The sequence below is a fragment of the Pseudoalteromonas sp. TB51 genome, assembly GCF_000498055.1.
Taxonomy (GTDB): Bacteria; Pseudomonadota; Gammaproteobacteria; order Enterobacterales; family Alteromonadaceae; genus Pseudoalteromonas; species Pseudoalteromonas atlantica.
The window spans coordinates 643-18,104 of record NZ_AUTO01000268.1 but is presented as its reverse complement, the minus strand read 5'-3'; the positions used below and the strand labels follow the sequence as shown (position 1 = coordinate 18,104).

15 protein-coding genes and 1 pseudogene (1 of these 16 running past the window's edge) are annotated in these 17,462 nt (G+C 42.0%); 1 reads left to right on the top strand and 15 read right to left on the bottom strand.

The features are described from left to right. The 5 genes from L650_RS0115790 to L650_RS0115770 form a co-directional block, all read right to left on the bottom strand. The coding region (locus L650_RS0115790; protein ID WP_029773707.1) for a PrpF domain-containing protein at nt 1–400 on the bottom strand (400 nt) is incomplete at its 3' end. Nucleotides 401–412: 12 nt separating this feature from the next. After that, entirely contained in the window at nt 413–3,025 is a 2,613-nt protein-coding gene (gene acnD, locus L650_RS0115785; RefSeq protein ID WP_029773706.1) for a Fe/S-dependent 2-methylisocitrate dehydratase AcnD, read from the bottom strand. A 116-nt stretch (nt 3,026–3,141) separates the two neighbouring features. Further along, entirely contained in the window at nt 3,142–4,269 is a 1,128-nt protein-coding gene (gene prpC, locus L650_RS0115780; protein ID WP_029773705.1) for a 2-methylcitrate synthase, read from the bottom strand. A gap of 47 nt (nt 4,270–4,316) precedes the next feature. Then, a complete protein-coding gene (gene prpB, locus L650_RS0115775) occupies nt 4,317–5,195 on the bottom strand; it encodes a methylisocitrate lyase (protein ID WP_029773704.1) in 879 nt (292 codons plus the stop codon). 260 nt (nt 5,196–5,455) lie between these two features. After that, the gene (locus L650_RS0115770) at nt 5,456–6,142 is read right to left on the bottom strand and encodes a GntR family transcriptional regulator (RefSeq protein WP_024032638.1); all 687 of its coding nucleotides are present in this window, start codon (nt 6,140–6,142) and stop codon (nt 5,456–5,458) included. Between the two features lie 265 nt (nt 6,143–6,407). On the opposite strand from L650_RS0115770, the gene rsmF reads away from it, so the two are divergent. Further along, nucleotides 6,408–7,859 carry a 16S rRNA (cytosine(1407)-C(5))-methyltransferase RsmF gene (gene rsmF / locus L650_RS0115765; RefSeq protein ID WP_029773703.1) on the top strand — a complete coding sequence of 484 codons (1,452 nt, stop codon included), beginning with the start codon at nt 6,408–6,410 and terminating at the stop codon, nt 7,857–7,859. A 217-nt stretch (nt 7,860–8,076) separates the two neighbouring features. Here the strand turns inward: rsmF and L650_RS0115760 are convergent, their stop codons facing one another. The 10 genes and pseudogenes from L650_RS0115760 to fabG form a co-directional block, all read right to left on the bottom strand. Beyond that, on the bottom strand, nt 8,077–9,936 hold the full coding sequence (locus L650_RS0115760; RefSeq protein WP_029773702.1) for an alkaline phosphatase D family protein: 1,860 nt from the start codon (nt 9,934–9,936) through the stop codon (nt 8,077–8,079). 3 nt (nt 9,937–9,939) lie between these two features. After that, on the bottom strand, nt 9,940–10,719 hold the full coding sequence (locus L650_RS0115755; protein WP_029773701.1) for a TatD family hydrolase: 780 nt from the start codon (nt 10,717–10,719) through the stop codon (nt 9,940–9,942). A gap of 364 nt (nt 10,720–11,083) precedes the next feature. Beyond that, on the bottom strand, nt 11,084–11,410 hold the full coding sequence (locus tag L650_RS0115750; RefSeq protein WP_029773700.1) for a PilZ domain-containing protein: 327 nt from the start codon (nt 11,408–11,410) through the stop codon (nt 11,084–11,086). Nucleotides 11,411–11,421: 11 nt separating this feature from the next. Beyond that, nucleotides 11,422–12,336 carry a DNA polymerase III subunit gene (locus L650_RS0115745; RefSeq protein ID WP_029773699.1) on the bottom strand — a complete coding sequence of 305 codons (915 nt, stop codon included), beginning with the start codon at nt 12,334–12,336 and terminating at the stop codon, nt 11,422–11,424. Between the two features lies 1 nt (nt 12,337). Next, complete coding sequence (gene tmk, locus L650_RS0115740; protein WP_029773698.1) at nt 12,338–12,964, bottom strand: dTMP kinase; 627 nt, start codon at nt 12,962–12,964, stop codon at nt 12,338–12,340. A gap of 7 nt (nt 12,965–12,971) precedes the next feature. Next, nucleotides 12,972–13,958 carry an endolytic transglycosylase MltG gene (gene mltG / locus L650_RS0115735; protein WP_029773697.1) on the bottom strand — a complete coding sequence of 329 codons (987 nt, stop codon included), beginning with the start codon at nt 13,956–13,958 and terminating at the stop codon, nt 12,972–12,974. Continuing rightward, a complete protein-coding gene (gene pabC / locus L650_RS0115730) occupies nt 13,952–14,755 on the bottom strand; it encodes an aminodeoxychorismate lyase (protein ID WP_029773696.1) in 804 nt (267 codons plus the stop codon). The genes mltG and pabC overlap by 7 nt, the downstream gene beginning before the upstream one ends. A gap of 73 nt (nt 14,756–14,828) precedes the next feature. Beyond that, nucleotides 14,829–16,067, bottom strand: a complete 1,239-nt coding sequence (gene fabF / locus L650_RS0115725; protein WP_004587691.1) for a beta-ketoacyl-ACP synthase II — start codon at nt 16,065–16,067, stop codon at nt 14,829–14,831. A 272-nt stretch (nt 16,068–16,339) separates the two neighbouring features. Further along, nucleotides 16,340–16,576, bottom strand: coding sequence for an acyl carrier protein (acpP, locus tag L650_RS0115720; RefSeq protein WP_004587690.1), 237 nt, complete (start codon nt 16,574–16,576; stop codon nt 16,340–16,342). Nucleotides 16,577–16,826: 250 nt separating this feature from the next. Beyond that, nucleotides 16,827–17,462, bottom strand: a pseudogene (gene fabG / locus L650_RS0115715) (3-oxoacyl-ACP reductase FabG); it runs 104 nt beyond the window's last position.

Here is a 17,462-nt window from a genome sequence, read left to right as displayed (position 1 = left end):
GCACCACGGCTACACCGTTACCGGGTACTTTGCTTTTATCAACTAAGCCGTTCGTTATAGCAAACGCACCTACTGCGCTGGTTAAATTACCGCAATTGCCGCTCCAATCTATAAAGGGTTTATCTATTGCCACTTGGCCAAATAAATAATCCACATCGTGGTTAGGTTGCTCGCTTTTACTTAAAATAACCGTTTTACTAGTACTTGATGTTGCTCCGCCCATGCCATCGGTTTGTTTGCCATATGGGTCGGGGCTACCAATTATGCGTAACAGTAAATTGTCGCGCGCCTCACCTGCCACTTGGGCAGGTTTGGGTAAGTCGGTTAACTTAAAAAATACACCTTTACTGGTGCCGCCGCGCATATAAGTTGCTGGCACTTTAATTTGTGGTTTAAACATAATGCACGCCCCTTATGCTGATTGCGTAGCTTCTAAAAAGTCTTGCGCAAAGCGCTGTAATACACCACCAGCGGCATAAATAGAAAGTTCTTCTTGGGTATCCAATCTGCATTTCATAGGTACTGTTAGAACCTCACCGTTTTTACGTGTAATCACTAAATCAAGCGTTGCACCTGGTGTTGGCTCACCTTTTACATCAAAGCTTTCGCTGCCATCAATGTTAAGCGTTTTACGGGTAGTGCCCGGTTTAAATTCAAGCGGTAAAACACCCATACCAATTAAGTTAGTACGGTGAATACGCTCAAAGCCCTCTGCAGCTATAACCTCAACGCCTGCAAGCCTTACCCCTTTTGCAGCCCAATCACGCGATGAGCCTTGACCATAATCGGCGCCGGCTACAATAATGAGTGGTTGTTTACGCTGCATATAAGCTTCGATTGCTTCCCACATACGTGTGTTAGTACCTTGTGGCTCTAATCGTGCGTATGAACCTTGTTTAACTTCGCCGTTTTCATCACGCACCATTTCGTTTAACAATTTAGGGTTTGCAAATGTAGCGCGCTGCGCTGTTAAGTGATCGCCTCGGTGCGTTGCGTAAGAGTTAAAGTCCTCTTCAGGTACATTCATCTTAGTTAAGTATTCACCTGCAGCACTGCTTGCCATAATTGCGTTTGATGGCGATAAATGATCCGTTGTAATGTTATCGCCAAGTACAGCAAGTGCGCGCATGCCGGTCATGGTTCGCTCACCTGCAAGGGCACCTTCCCAGTATGGCGGGCGGCGAATATAGGTACTTTGCTCGCGCCAATTGTATAGCGGGTCGTTGTCTTCACCGTAATCTACGGTTAAATCAAACATAGGTTCGTACACTTTTTTAAATTGCTCTGGCTTTACACTTTGTTTGATTACTTCATCTATTTCTTCATCGCTTGGCCATAAATCTTTTAGCGTTGTGTCGTTACCATTTTGATCTTTCCCTAGTACACCTTTTTCAATATCAAAACGAATAGTACCGGCAATAGCGTAAGCCACCACTAATGGCGGNGGTGACGCTAAAAAGGCTTGCTTAGCATACGGATGTATACGCCCATCAAAGTTACGGTTGCCCGAAAGTACCGCTGTTGCGTATAAGTCGCGATCTATCACTTCTTGTTGAATTACAGGGTCTAGCGCGCCACTCATGCCGTTACAGGTAGTACAAGCAAAACCAACAATACCAAAGCCAAGTTTTTCAAGTTCAGGGAGTAATTTTGCTTCTTCTAGGTATGATTGCACCGCTTTTGAACCCGGTGCTAATGACGTTTTAACCCACGGTTTACGCATTAACCCTTTGGCATTTGCGTTACGTGCAAGTAAGCCGGCAGCAATTACGTTGCGCGGGTTACTGGTGTTAGTACAACTGGTAATAGCAGCAATAATACAGGCGCCATCTGGCATTAAGCCTTCTTCGTTTTCAACAACGCCAGATATACCTTCTTTGGCTAAATCGCTCGTGGATACACGACGATGTGGGTTTGAAGGCCCAGCAATATTGCGCCCAACACTCGATAAATCAAATTTAAGCACTCGCTCATACTTTGCGGTTTTTAAACTATCGCTCCAAAGGCCAGCCGTTTTAGCGTAGTTTTCTACAAGTGCTATTTGCTCTTCATCACGCCCTGTTAAACGCAAATAATCGATTGTTTTATCGTCTATATAAAACATGGCTGCAGTGGCACCAAATTCTGGCGTCATGTTTGAAATAGTTGCTCTGTCGCCAAGGGTGAGTGCATCGGCGCCTTCGCCGTAAAATTCTAAATAGGTCGATACAACACGCTGAGCGCGTAAAAACTCTGTAATAGCCAGCACTATGTCGGTTGCAGTAATGCCTGGCTGGCGAGTGCCTGTAAGCTCAACTCCTACTATATCAGGCAGGCGCATGTACGAGGCACGGCCAAGCATTACGCTTTCGGCTTCAAGCCCACCAACACCTACAGCAATTACACCAAGTGCATCAACATGCGGTGTGTGGCTGTCGGTACCAACTAAGGTATCGGGGAATGCAATGCCATCGCGGTTTTGAATAACAGGCGACATTTTTTCAAGGTTAATTTGATGCATAATGCCGTTACCAGGCGGAATAACATCAATATTTTTAAAGGCGGTTTTAGTCCAGTTTATAAAATGAAAACGGTCGTCGTTGCGTCTATCTTCTATTGCACGGTTTTTTTCAAACGCTTCAGGGTCAAAGCCTGCATGCTCAACCGCTAATGAGTGATCAACAATTAGCTGTGTTGGCACAACCGGGTTTACTTTAGCCGGATCCCCACCTTTTGCGGCTATTGCGTCGCGCAGGCCTGCTAAATCAACTAAAGCAGTTTGGCCTAAAATATCGTGGCACACTACGCGCGCCGGATACCACGGAAAGTCTAAATCTTGCTTACGCTCAATAAGCTGATTAAGCGCATCAGTTAGCATATCAGGCTCACAGCGGCGCACTAAGTTTTCGGCAAGTACGCGTGATGTGTAAGGCAATGTGGCATAAGCACCAGGCTTTATTGCATCAACGGCTTCTTGCGTATCGTAGTAATCCACATTTGAGCCGGGCAATGGTTTTCGGTATTGGGTGTTATTAATTATGGTCATAATATCTATTCGCTAATAGGTGACGGGAAATAAAAGGCAAGAGGTGAGCATATTGCTCACCCTATACCAATCCGCTTAATTAAGTATTGTTACGGATTGGTATTATGTGTAACTAATTAGCCTCTTGATTCAATTGGCGTGTAGCTGCGCGCCTCTGGTCCTGTGTAATCTGCACTTGGGCGAATAATACGGTTATTAGCACGCTGCTCTTTAACATGTGCCGTCCAGCCGGTAACACGGCTCATCACAAATATTGGCGTAAATAACTTAGTTGGGATCCCCATAAAGTGATACGCCGATGCATGGAAAAAATCGGCATTACAAAACAGTTTTTTCTCGCGCCACATAACTTCTTCACACCTAACCGACACAGGGTAAAGCACATCATCGCCCACCTCTTTAGCTAGTTTTTCAGAGAACTTTTTAATAATAACGTTACGTGGGTCTGACTCGCGGTAAATAGCGTGTCCAAAGCCCATTATTTTATCTTTGCGCTCTAGCATACCCATAATTTCTTGCTCGGCGTGCTCTGCACTTGTAAAACCCTGAATCATATCCATAGCGGCTTCGTTTGCACCACCATGCAGTGGCCCACGTAGCGTACCAATAGCGCCCGTTACACAAGAATGAATATCAGAAAGCGTTGATGCACACACACGCCCAGTAAATGTAGAGGCATTAAATTCATGCTCTGCGTATAAAATTAGCGACACATTCATTACTTGCGCAAATAGCTCGCTCGGTGCTTTGTCGTGTAATAGGGTTAAAAAGTGCGCGCCCACTGAGTCGTCATCAGTTTGTGTTTCAATGCGTACGCCATCGTGAGTAAAGCGGTACCAGTAACAAATAATACTTGGGAAGAGCGCAACCATACGGTCAATCGCATCGTTTGCTTGGCTAAAATCAAGTTCCATTTCTAGGTTACCCAGCATAGAGCAACCGGTACGCATAACATCCATTGGATGCGCGTCTTTAGGAATATTTTCAAGCACGGTTTTTAGTGCATCTGGCAGGCCGCGTAAGCTTTTTAATTTAGCTTTATACTCGGCTAGTTCTTTGGCTGTTGGTAGCTCGCCGCGTGAAAGTAAAAAAGACACTTCTTCAAACTGTGCTTTTTCGGCAAGTTCGCTAATATCGTACCCACAATACGTTAAACCTGAGCCTGTTTGCCCTACCGTACATAATGCTGTTTGCCCTGCTACTTGCCCGCGTAAACCTGCTCCGCCTAATGCTTTATCTACCATGATCTTCTCCTATCTAAATTTGTGTGTGTTATCTATTTTAATAGTTATTATTTGTCAGATTTTGATGAAAAAAGGTTATCGAGTGTGTTTTCGTATGTGTGGTAATCTAAAAAGTCGTAAAGCTCAGCGCGTGTTTGCATGTTCTCAATTTCGCTTTGCTGTGAGCCTTCATTTAAAATGGCAGAGTACACATTAAGCGCGGCTTTATTCATTGCTCTAAACGCACTAAGTGGATAAAGCACCATTTCAACACCTACCTCACTTAACTGCTCTTTGGTGTAAATAGGCGTTTGGCCAAACTCTGTAATATTAGCTAAAATTGGTACATTAATCGCTTTTGAAAATGCTTGGTAATCGGCAAGGTCGTGCACGGCTTCTGCAAAAATAGCGTCTGCGCCCGCTTCTACACAGGCAGCTGCGCGGTCAATCGCGGCGCTTAAACCTTCTTTTTGAAACGCATCGGTACGCGCCATAATGTAAAAATCGCTATCGGTTTTTGCATCAACTGCGGCTTTAATGCGGTCAACCATTTCACCTTGGCTTACAATTTCTTTATTAGGACGATGACCACAACGCTTTTGTGCCACTTGGTCTTCAATATGAAAACCCGCTGCGCCTGCTTTGGTCATTTCTTTAACGGTACGCGCAATATTAAACGCGCCGCCCCAGCCTGTATCGGCATCTACCAGTAGTGGTAAATCGCTGGCACCAGTAATACGGCGAATATCTTCAAGTACATTATCAAGGCTGGTCATGCCTAAATCTGGCATACCGTAAGAGGCGTTCGCAACACCAGCACCTGAGAGATAAATAGCTTGGTGGCCCATTTTTTCAGCCATCATGGCTGTGTAGGCATTAATAGTACCTACTACCTGCAATGGGCGGTTATTCGCAATGGCCTGTTTAAATTTTAATCCTGCTGACATTATTTTCTCCTCACTTTGAACGGTTGCTACATGGAGTAACTTATATTTTTAATCTGACATTGTGACTGTTTAACTGTTATTAGCTTTAGCTTTTAGAAGTTTTTGTTTATGACAAATACCAATCTGTATGTGTATGAGGTCTATTTAACGCTAAGAAAATCGTTCTGTAACTAGGCAATAATTTTTATGTTTAGTGGTTCTAAATAAAAAATTCTTAACGACGTTATAGAGCGATTTAATCAGTTAAATTGTTCGAATACTCATATTGATTGGTATACATCAAATTTGGTTTGAATATTTGCTTGCGATGCACTGATATGTCGTTTCATTAGCATTTCGGCAAGTTCACCATCGTGGTTTTCTATCGCGTTAATAATGGCTAAGTGCTCGTCAAACGCTTTTGATACACGCGGACCTACCATGCCCATTTGTACACGATACATACGTATTAATTGGTAAAGCTCGTTACATAACAAATGGATTAAATGGGCGTTTTTACTGCCTTTAATAATGCGATAATGAAAGTCTAAATCGCCCGCTTCTTGATAGTACGACTCACCCTCTTTAACGCGCTGCGTTTGCAAATGTTGGTTAAGTAATTGCTTTAAGCCTTTAACTTCGTCAGCTGCCATATTGTCGGCAGCTAGCCTACATGCTAAGCCTTCAAGCGAGCTGCGTACTTGGTATACTTCAATTAAACGCTCTGCGGTTAGCGCCACTACTCGGCAACCTACATTAGCTTTACGCTCCACTAAGTAACAGCTTTCTAAGCGATTAAGCGCTTCTCTAAGCGTCGCACGGCTTACACCGTAGCGCTTTGCAAGCTCAGGCTCCGATATTTTGCTGCCCTGCTGTATGCTGCCTTCTACTATCTCACGGCGCATATCAACAAACACTTGATCAGATGCTGTAGTAATAGGTGTATCGTTTAAAAAAGGTTGCGTCATGGCTTTATAAATAAATTGTCGACAATTGATGGGTTAACTATGTGCTTAATAAAAAAACATGTCAACCCCACCTAAGGTGAAAATGAGTAAAAAACACTCTCATTGTCGACACTGTTAATCTAAAGTCGTATAAAATTGCTTTAAAATTAAACTAAAAACACAATATGTCGACATGCCAACAAATTATAAAGCCGCTATTTAACACTGAAATAGTGCGTTAAAAGTGCTAATATCGCGCTTTATTTTTTAATGTACGAGCCAACGCGTGAACGCCAACACTTTTATTCCTGCGCATTTTATTGACGACGTAAAAACCTATTTACCTACGCACCTCAATTTAGACGACTTTATAAACGCGTGCCGACGCCCTCTCAGAAAATCTATTCGTGTAAATACATTAAAAATTAGCGTTGCTGAATTTAAACACCGTGCAGAGCAAAAAAACTGGCAACTTACACCCATACCTTGGTGTAGTGAGGGTTTTTGGCTAGAACGCCCAAGCGATGAAGAGCAAAACTTAGCATTAGGCAATACCGACTTACATTTAAGCGGCGCCATGTACGTACAAGAGGCAAGCTCAATGCTGCCGCCTATGGCACTAAAACAAAGTATTGAAAACTCAGATTTACAAGATAGTTACGTACTTGATATGGCATCAGCGCCTGGCTCTAAAACTTCGCAACTTGCCGCAATAATGAATAACCAAGGCGTACTTGTTGCCAACGAACTTTCGTCATCACGCTTAAAAGTACTTAGCGCTACGCTTAAGCGTATGGGCGTTGGTAACTGTGCGCTTTCGCATTTTGATGGCGTCATATTTGGTAACTATATGTTTGAATGCTTTGATAGCATTTTGCTTGATGCACCCTGCTCTGGTGAAGGTACCGTACGTAAAGATGCCGACGCACTTAAAAACTGGTCAATAGAATCAAATATAGAAATTGCTCAAGTTCAAAAAGATTTAATTAAAAGCGCTTTTTACGCATTAAAACCAGGCGGTACACTGGTGTATTCAACCTGTACGCTTACCCCGCTCGAAAACCAACAAGTATGCGACTATCTACTGAATGAATTTAGCGACTATATTAAGCCGCAATCGCTAAGTGATTTATTCGAAGGGGCAGAAAAAGCCACAACCGCCGAGGGCTATTTACATGTGTGGCCGCAAACATTCGACAGTGAAGGCTTTTTTATTGCTAAATTTAAAAAACTCGCAAGCTGCAATAACCCAACCCAAAGCGTGAAAAAAGGTGCGTTTCCGTTTAACGAGTTTGATAAAAAACAAACCAGTTCTTTTATGAGCGAGCTTAAAAAACAGTTTGGCTTAAATGCGCTTCCAGGTAAGTTAATGCAGCGCGATAAAGAACTGTGGTTATTTCCTGATGGGTTTGAAGCCGTTCAAAACAAAATAAAATACGCACGTTTAGGTATTCAACTAGGTATTATTCATAAAAACGGAGTAAGGCTAACTCACGAGTTTGCTACCGTGTTTGGTAATGAAAGCAAAAGCAATACGTATGCTTTAACAAACGAGCAAGCAAACGACTACTTTAATGGTAAAGATATACGCCTAGAAGACGTTACAAAAGCCAGCGGCGAAGTAGTACTAACCTTATGTGGCTGCCCAGTTGGACTAGGTAAATGGCAAAAGAATAAGATCAAAAATTCTTTGCCACGCGATCTTGTGCAAAATACTCAGTTAATAAGCTGGGCATAAAACACTCAACACAAAGGGTAACCTGTGCACAATATTATTAAGTCTTTGTTATCATTTGCGGTTAATAAATAAACAAAATTTAGAGTTTTGCAAATTAGTTAACTACACTTAAAGGTACTTTCTTCTTCTCCCTAAGAATTGCGAAAGTGTATTTAGTTAGCGCAAGGCTCAACTAAGAGCCATTTGTAGCCCAGAGCTAATAGTGGCTCTGGGCGTTTTACTGCTCTTCTAAATCAAACTCCGTGGTGTGGCCGTCGCCGTGGATGAGTTGGTAGCGGGATAGGTCGCCGTTATCTAACGTTACTAGGCTTATTGCGGAGTCGCTTACTAGGTACTTTTGGCCTTCACCTATGGTTTGGTGTTTATCTACTTCCATGTGCCAGCGTTTGGTGAAAAAGTTAAGCGGGCTTTTGGGGCCGTATAATATTGAGTCTAGCTTATCGAGTACATTAATTAGCTTACGCGGAAATTCGTTTTTAATTCCGCTGGCGGTGAGCTGCCATATGCGGTTTGGGTGATCGCCAAAGCGTTTTTGCACCGAAAAACAAAAAGAATAATGCACATCGCCCGATAAAATAAGCGTTTCATTGGGTGTGTCTGTACGCCTAAAGGTATCAAGCAGTTTTTTGGCCGAGCCTTCGTGTGCCATCCAGTTTTCTACATCAACCATAAGCGGCTGGCCGCACATATTAAACGCCGCCTGTATTGCTTCTATTGATTTAACACCAAACACTGGCGCTGGCGATACAATAATTACTTTGCTGTGGCTCAGCAGGCTTTCTTCAAGCTCTGTTAAGCGCTCCCAATCAAGTAAGCCTGAGGGTTCATTAAAGTTACTTTCGTTACGCCAGCGGTGTGTACGGGTATCAAGCACAACTACTTTAGGCGTGGTGGTAAGCTCATAATGCCAATAGTTAAATTCGTTCAGAGGCTTATCAAAGGCTTTAAACTGCCAAATATTATTGGCGCTACGGCTTTGTTTAAAATCATCTATAAGCGCGCCGGTTTTATGTAGCGCGTCGTTGCCCAGCCCTTGAAATAGCCAATAGCTTATTAACCCATTATTAATGATGCGTTTACTACTTGGGTTTTGATTTATAGCTTGCTCCCACCCTGCTGTTAAGTTCCAATCATCGGTAACATCGTGATCGTCAAACATCATCAAGGTAGATACATTAGCAAATATACGCTCTACGCTGTTTAAGCCTTTTGCGTAGTCAATTAAGGCCTTTTTTTCGGCGTTAAAAATGGTGTTATTTTTTTCATTGCCTTGTGTGTAATGGCTATTTTTAATATCAACGCATTGCCACGCGGCGGCACTAAAGTTAAGTAAATACAGCGCTATAAACTCTTCAAAGTGAATTAAATGATTATGCGCTTTTACGCTAGAAAAATGAGGCTCGTCTTTTTTTAGCCAGTACCCAACGCCCAATTTTGAACGTTTTTGCCATGGCGTTTTAGGTAAGTAATGATGACGGTTAAAAAGCTGCTCATTTATATCTGCTGGTAAATTGAGCTCAAGCGGTTGCTCTTTATAAATACCTAATACATCTATTAGCTGATGAATAGCCAGTAGCATAGGGCCGGCTACATCATCGGCGTAAACTTGGTCTCCGCTAAGCAGTAAAAGCTGTGCGCCCTGCAGTTTATTACTGCGCTGGGTATTTTGCCATTCACTTGCTGATACTAAGCTGTCTTTTGCGGGGTGATGTGCGTTGCGACACGAGCCATGTAAAATATGCGTAAGCTTATTGGCAATTGCAAACGAAGGCGCTGTTTGCCCTTCAAAGCACCATGGAGTTAAGTCAATTTTTTGCTCGTTAATATGCAGTGTATACGCTAATAATGTGTCGAGCGGAAACTGGCTATCAACGGGTTTTATAATTATAAAATGCAGGTAAAGGTATTTACCTAATGCAATGCTTTGCTGCTCGCTGTAGCTTTGTTGGTTTTCAAGTGTGATTTGGCAATTGCCAGGGCGTGAAGTAGCAAACTGTATACATATACCACTTTGCTCAGCTCGGCGCACCATAGGCCCCATTAATAAAAGTGGGAGTTGCGCCGATCGAGTAGTCATGTGTTAGCCTTTTGCTGCTAATTTAAAAAGTGAATAAAAGTTATCAGTCGTTGCTTTTGCAAGCTCGTTAAAGCTTATGCCTTTAAGCTCACTAATATAGTAGGCAACATCTTCGACATACGCAGGCTGATTTGTTTTTCCACGGTACGGCACAGGTGCTAAATAAGGCGAGTCTGTTTCGATGAGTAATCTATCGAGTGGGATTTGTTTTACAACTTCTTTAAGCTCTACGGCATTTTTAAAGGTAACAATGCCTGAAATAGAGATATAAAACCCCATATCAATCGCTTTTTTGGCCATATCCCAATCTTCGGTAAAACAGTGCAGTACGCCACCGCAGTTTTCTGCTTTGTGCTCACGCATTAAGTTAATGGTATCGGCTCTGGCATCACGGGTATGAATAATCAGTGGCTTTTGTAATTCGTTTGCCACTTCAATATGGCCAACAAAACTGGCTTGTTGTACTGCGTGCGTGTCTTTCGAATAATAGTAATCTAGGCCTGTTTCGCCAATCGCGACTACTTTTTCGTGCGATGCTAAATCAATGAGTTGCTGTTTATTAAGGGCATCTTTTTGATCAAGCGGATGCACACCACACGATGCCGATACATCGTCGTAATGTTTAATTTTTTCAAGCATGCTTGGGAATTGATCAAGCGTTACACTTACACATAAAAAGTGCTCTACTTGCTTTGCGCGGGCGTTGTCGAGTACTTGATCTAGGTTTAAATCTAATTTGTCAAAATCAAGACGATCTAAATGGCAATGAGAATCTACAATCACTATACGGCCTGTATGGTTTTGGGTGTTAAATTATACTAACCTGCAAAAATACTTAGTTGTACCAATTTGCAATAATACCTAATCATTTTGCGGGGCTAAACGTGTCGCTACCTGCGTTAAAGAATTCTCATTTACGACTGCATGGATGCAGAGCAATGCAGGAGCAATTGCCGAGCATAACTAAATAGCGAATTTTTTACCTAGCTATCAACTCGTTTTTCCAGCCTCCAAGTAAATCACTTAAGTAAGCGAATGGGTATTAAACGAATTGATATAAACAAGTTAGTATTGCAAGTTAACGAGAGCTAAGCGCTCGCTAACCGGCTCCTTTATGCATATCACTATTAAGCAAATGCGTTTAAAACTACATGGTATATGTAGGATTACCAGAGTTTAACATAGTGCCTAATAGCTTTTCGATTTTAGCGTTTAAATTTGTTTTATCATCTAAAAAGCTAATGCCTATACCTGATGGGTTAGAGCTTTGTGCGCCTTGTGGTGTGATCCAGGCAACTTTACCCGTTACCACGTCATCTTCTAGCGCATCAGGTAAAGTCACTCTAAGCGCTAAAGAGTAGCCGATTTCGTAACGCATATTGGTACGTACAAATAGGCCGCCTTTTTTTAAATAAGGCATGTAGCAGCGATAAAGTTCGTCAAGGTTATCTACATCAACTAAAAGCTCTTGCATATGTATTCCTATTAAATGTTACGCAGGACATGCGCTAAACGCGACACTGCTAGAGGTAAATTAAGCCCGAGTACCTCTGTGCTATTTTGTAAAAATTCATTCAACGCTTGCTGAGCACTTTGGTACGCGTCAAAACTTAAACCCATTATAAGCTGCTGTTTTAATTGCTCGCTTAAAAATAATGTAAAAATGCGTATTAGCTCAGGTTGTTTGTTTATAATATTTACAAGCGGACTAAAATTATGGCTTTGTTTAAACTCAGTTGCAAATTTATATAAAGTATCAATGTGTTGCAGCTGCTCTTGCGCTTGCCACTGTTTAATTAAAAGTGGTTGCGTATAAAATAAAGGCAGCCACACATAGTCACTAATATTTAAACCGGCTAACCAGGTTTTAGCCGCTTCTGGGTTTGCGACTTTAATGTCTGTTTTGGCACAGCGGCTTAAAATGGTGGCTGGCAACTGCGCAGTGTGGCTTGTGGTTAAAATTAAAAAGCGGCTATTGCTGGGCTCTTCTAAGGTTTTTAATAACGCGTTTGCTGCTGCCGTGGTCATTTTTTCGCAGTTTTCAATAATGGCCACTTTATTGCCATTTTGCGCAGCAGAGTGGTTCATAAAATCACTTATCGCGCGAATATCGTCAACACCAATGCTTTGCCCTTCAACTTGCGTTAGCCGTTTATCAGGGTGGTTACCCGCAAGTGTTAATGAGCAACTTTTGCACTGCCCGCACGGGGCTAACTTGCTACCTTCGCTTTGCATATGGGTATTAATATTTTGACATAATAAGCTATTAGCTAATTGCTCGCTTAGCTCAAACTTACCAACGCCTTTGGGCCCGCATAACAACTGCGCATGATGAAAACGCTGCGCTTTATAACTTTGCGCAAGCTGTTGCTCTACGTTATTAAGCCATGGCAATGCCATGTTATTTTAACCCTTCAAAAAAGGTGCGTAGTACATTGGTTATATCGCGGTGTACTTTATCAATACTTTGGTTGGCATCTACGGTTTTTATTGAGCTATCGTCATTTGCCAGCTCAACATAACGCATGCGCGTGCGCTGAAAAAACTCAATGGCTTCTTGCTCAATTCTATCAAGCTCTCCACGCCCTTTAGCACGCTCAAGGCCTATTACGGGGTCTATATCTAGGTAAATAGTTAAATCAGGTTTTAACCCTTTTAATACCATAGACGACAAAGACGATAACGTATTAGCGCTAATGCCGCGCCCGCCACCTTGATACGCTTGAGATGATAAATCGTGGCGATCTGCTAATACCCACTGCCCTTTATCAAGCGCCGGGTTAATTACATTATGCATAAGCTGCGAGCGAGCTGCGTACATAATAAGTAGTTCGGTTTCAAAGGCTATGTCTTCTTCATGTTCGGCTTTTACTAAAGTACGTAAAGACTCGGCAAGCAGTGTCCCACCTGGCTCGCGTACGTTAATAAAGTCTATTTGTTTTTTATTTAAAAAGTCTTGGCATAACGAAATAGCCGTTGATTTACCTGCGCCTTCAAGGCCTTCAATAACAATAAATTTTGGTTTCATATAAAGTTTAATTCGTTTTATTTAATATATACGTTTTAACTGCCGCGTTGTGTTGCTTTAACGTGGTTGAAAATTGGTGACTGCCATCGCCCTTCGCCACAAAATAAACATACTGTGTTTTAGGCGGATTAAGCGCTGCTAAAATAGCCGCTTTTGAGGGCATGGCAATGGGTGTTGGCGGCAGCCCTTTAATGCGATACGTATTATAGGGTGTGTAATCGCGTAAATCTTTTCGTTTAATGTCACCGTCAAAACTCTCTCCTAGGCCATATATTACGGTGGGATCGGTTTGTAGGCGCATATTTGCGTTTAATCTATTTATAAAAACGGCGGCTATTAAGGGGCGCTCGCTGGCAAGGCCTGTTTCTTTTTCGATAATAGAGGCCATGATCAGTGCATCATATGCGTTTTTATACGGTAGGTTTTCTGCACGTTGTGGCCATGCTTGCTCAAGTGTTTGCTGCATTTTAACGGCCGCACGTTTTAATAAACTACTGGCAGTATCACCGCTGTGATAATGATATGTATCTGGAAACAGCCACCCTTCTAAATGGCCTTTTTCACCTACTATTTGCTGCGCCAGTTGCTCTGTATTTAAGTTATTAGTTAAATGCGGCGCACTACTAATGGCTGCTATCACTTCGCGTAAGTTTTGCCCTTCGATAATAGTAAAGCTAAAACTGATTTGCTCGCCGTTGTTTATTTTTTTTATATTATTAATAACGCTTGTATTCGTTAGCTCGTACAAGCCGGCTTTTAAGTCTGTTAGTGTTGGGTCAAGCTTTGCAATTACTTGATAGCGCCAGCAGCTTTTTAACCAATTATTAGCTTGCCATTGTTTACATAGCTGGTTAAAGCCCATGCCTTTTTTAACTTCAAACTGGGTAGGCGTTGTTATATTTAGCGGGCTAGTTATTGCTGCTTGTAATTGCTGATACCCTACTAGCGTTGTAACTAAAGCTAACAATAATACCGATAAAATAACTTTTAACACTTAGCCTCCTTGGCTAATAATTCATTTAATAAACACATGCTTTGCTCAACATTAAATGTATGTTGTTCTATACGACTAACGGGCACAGCGCCCATTAAGCTATTACAAATAAATACAGCACTAGCTTGGGTTAATTCATTTAGGGTTACTTGCTTAAATTCAACCGCTAATTTATCACATAACGATTGCAGATAAACCCCTTTAATACCGCATTGCTCAAGGCTTGGCGTATATACCTTATTATCACTAATAGCAAAAATATTAGCTGCCGAGGCTTCAATCACATTGTTTTGATGATCGAGTACTAAAACATCGTCACATTGCTGTTTTGCCATGGCGTTTTTAATCAGCACTTGTTCTAGTCGGTTAAGTGTTTTTAAACCAGCTAATAAAGGTTGGGCTGCTAATTTTATTGGGCTTAGGGCTAAACTCACCCCTGTTTTTGCTAATGCTGGGTAGCTTTGAGGAAACTCTAACACGGTAATTAAAATGGTTAAATGGGTGTGTTGCGGCAATCCATAGCCCCGCCCACCTTCTCCGCGGGTGATCACTATTTTAATCACATTTAATTGGCAGCCAGTAATCGCTTTTGCAATATGTTGCTCAAGCTCAGTAAAGTTAATAGCAGGAAACGCTAAGCGCTCTGCGCATTCTACCAAACGTGCTTTATGGTACTGCCAATGCTCTACTTGCCCAGCAATTACTTTGGCTGTGGTAAAAAAACCATCCCCGTAGTTAAGGCCTCTATCGCGTGTATTAATCGAACTTGTATCATCGGTTGTTATTATTGTTTGCATATTGAATGGCTTGCATAAAAAAAGCCCAGTTAAACAACTGAGCTCTTATAATGTGGTTCGTTGTTAAAAAGGATTATACCTTTTTAAATAGCAACGAGCCATTAGTCCCACCAAAACCAAATGAGTTACACAATGCAAAGTCGAGTTTTGCATCACGTGCAGTGTGGGCTATGTAATCTAAGTCACAGCCTTCATCTGGGTTATCTAGGTTAATGGTTGGCGATACTTTTTGATCGGCCAGCGATAAAATAGAAATAATAGACTCTACAGAACCCGCAGCACCTAATAGGTGTCCCATCATCGATTTAGACGAGCCTACCATTACATCTTGCGCTGCACTGCCAAAAATAGTTTTAACAGCTTGCGTTTCGGCTTTGTCGCCTGCATTAGTAGATGTACCGTGTGCGTTAATGTAACCAACTTGGTCTGCATTTACTTGTGCATCGTTTAATGCATTTTGCATAGCGAGTGCCGCACCTGCACCGTCTTCCGGTGGCGAGGTCATGTGATACGCATCACCGCTCATACCAAAGCCAACAAGCTCAGCATAAATTTTAGCGCCACGGGCTTTAGCGTGTTCGTACTCTTCGACTACAACAACCCCTGCACCATCAGATAGTACAAAACCATCGCGGTCTTTGTCCCACGGACGCGACGCAGCTTGTGGGTCGTCGTTACGGGTAGAAAGCGCACGTGCAGCATTAAAGCCACCCATACCAATAGGTGTACAGGCTTTTTCTGCGCCACCGGCAACCATCGCATCGGCATCGCCGTAAGCAATCATACGCGCTGCATGGCCAATATTGTGCAGGCCTGTAGTACATGCCGTCACAATAGAAATATTAGGACCACGTAAACCATGCATCATTGATAAATGGCCCGAGATCATATTAATAATGGTTGATGGCACATAAAATGGAGAAAGCTTACGTGGGCCACTATTAAGTAGCTTTATATGGTTTTCTTCAATTAGGGTTAATCCACCAATGCCTGAACCTACAGCAACACCAATACGTGTTGCGTTTTGTTCAGTAACTTCAAGGCCTGAGTCTTGAAAGGCTTGAACACCCGCTGCAATGCCGTACTGAATAAATAAGTCCATTTTTTTAGTATCTTTCGCTGACATGTATGCAGTTGCATCAAAGTCATTTATGAGTCCAGCAAATTTAGTACCAAATTTTGATGTATCAAAGTGGGTTATATTTTGTATACCACTTTTACCATCTAATAAGCCTTGCCAGGTAGATTGCACATCATTACCTAGCGGCGTCAACATTCCTAAGCCAGTTACGACGACTCGACGTTTAGCCACGGTTTGCCTCCAATAAGGGATATTTAAACCAATTGATTAAAATAGTATTACTTTAGTAAGCCGTTTAACTCACTAAGTTTAAATCTATTGGCATTACAAAGGGAATTCATACCCAAGCGACCTCAAAGTGCGAGTCTCAAATTCAACTAAAGATGTGCTATTACAAATGAATGCAGTAGAGAGTAAAAGCGGGTGAATTTGAATCATGAACTTTGAGGTGGTTTGGATATATAGATTAAAGGCAGCGAATGCTGCCTTTAATATGCGATTAATTACTCAGCGTGAGCTGATACGTAATCGATTGCAGATTGTACTGTAGTGATCTTTTCAGCTTCTTCATCTGGGATCTCAGTATCAAACTCTTCTTCAAGAGCCATAACTAGTTCAACAGTATCAAGAGAATCTGCACCTAGGTCGTCTACGAAAGAAGCTTCGTTTTTAACTTCTTCTTCTTTAACACCTAGCTGTTCGATGATAATTTTTTTTACGCGTTCTTGGATATCGCTCATTCTTCTTTCCTTTATTAAAAACGCCAATGCGTTATTTTCAGATTGCGGCGTAGTTTACGCCGCATAATTCTCTGATTCAATGATTTGACCATAAATAATTGTCTGGTCAAACCTCTGAGTGTTTGTTTTGTCTTTTATCGCTTATTTTCACAGCGATTTCAAGTATGTTTAAAGCAAGATCATAAAAATTTCAATGTTTTTGAGGTCACTTACTTAAGTTATTTTTAGCATTTACTTTTAACAATGGCGATTAAACCATGTACATCGCGCCATTTACATGCAAAGTCTCGCCAGATACATACGCAGCCGCGTCAGATGCTAAATAACACACTGCCGCTGCTATTTCATCAGGCTGACCTAACCGACCTGCTGGTACATTAGCAAGGGTGGCCGCTTTTTGATCTTCTGTTAGCTCATCGGTCATATCAGTTTGAATAAAACCAGGGGCTACTACATTTACTGTAATGCCGCGCGATGCAACTTCGCGTGCAAGCGATTTAGAAAAGCCAATGACACCCGCTTTAGCCGCCGCGTAGTTAGCTTGCCCTGCATTACCCATAGTGCCCACAACTGAGCCAATATTAATAATACGGCCGTTCTTTTTCTTCATCATTGGGCGTAATACCGCTTTAGATAAACGGAAGATAGAGCTTAAGTTGGTGTCGATAATATCGTCCCACTCACCGTCTTTCATACGCATTAATAAATTATCACGGGTAATACCTGCGTTATTTACAAGTACGTCAACATCGCCTAAGTCGGCTTTTATTGCCGCTAATGTAGCCTCAATCGATGCAGGATCGGTTACGTTTAAAGCATAACCCTTACCGTTATCACCTAAGTAATCGCTAATTTTAGCTGCGCCTGACTCACTCGTAGCAGTACC

Excerpts from the sequence above, each read along its gene's own strand:
- prpC (WP_029773705.1), bottom strand. The coding sequence starts at position 4,269 with ATGGTAGATAAAGCATTAGGCGGAGCAGGTTTACGCGGGCAAGTAGCA.
- prpB (WP_029773704.1), bottom strand. The coding sequence starts at position 5,195 with ATGTCAGCAGGATTAAAATTTAAACAGGCCATTGCGAATAACCGCCCA.
- L650_RS0115770 (WP_024032638.1), bottom strand. The coding sequence starts at position 6,142 with ATGACGCAACCTTTTTTAAACGATACACCTATTACTACAGCATCTGAT.
- L650_RS0115760 (WP_029773702.1), bottom strand. The coding sequence starts at position 9,936 with ATGACTACTCGATCGGCGCAACTCCCACTTTTATTAATGGGGCCTATG.
- L650_RS0115750 (WP_029773700.1), bottom strand. The coding sequence starts at position 11,410 with ATGCAAGAGCTTTTAGTTGATGTAGATAACCTTGACGAACTTTATCGC.
- L650_RS0115745 (WP_029773699.1), bottom strand. The coding sequence starts at position 12,336 with ATGGCATTGCCATGGCTTAATAACGTAGAGCAACAGCTTGCGCAAAGT.
- tmk (WP_029773698.1), bottom strand. The coding sequence starts at position 12,964 with ATGAAACCAAAATTTATTGTTATTGAAGGCCTTGAAGGCGCAGGTAAA.
- pabC (WP_029773696.1), bottom strand. The coding sequence starts at position 14,755 with ATGCAAACAATAATAACAACCGATGATACAAGTTCGATTAATACACGC.
- acpP (WP_004587690.1), bottom strand. The coding sequence starts at position 16,576 with ATGAGCGATATCCAAGAACGCGTAAAAAAAATTATCATCGAACAGCTA.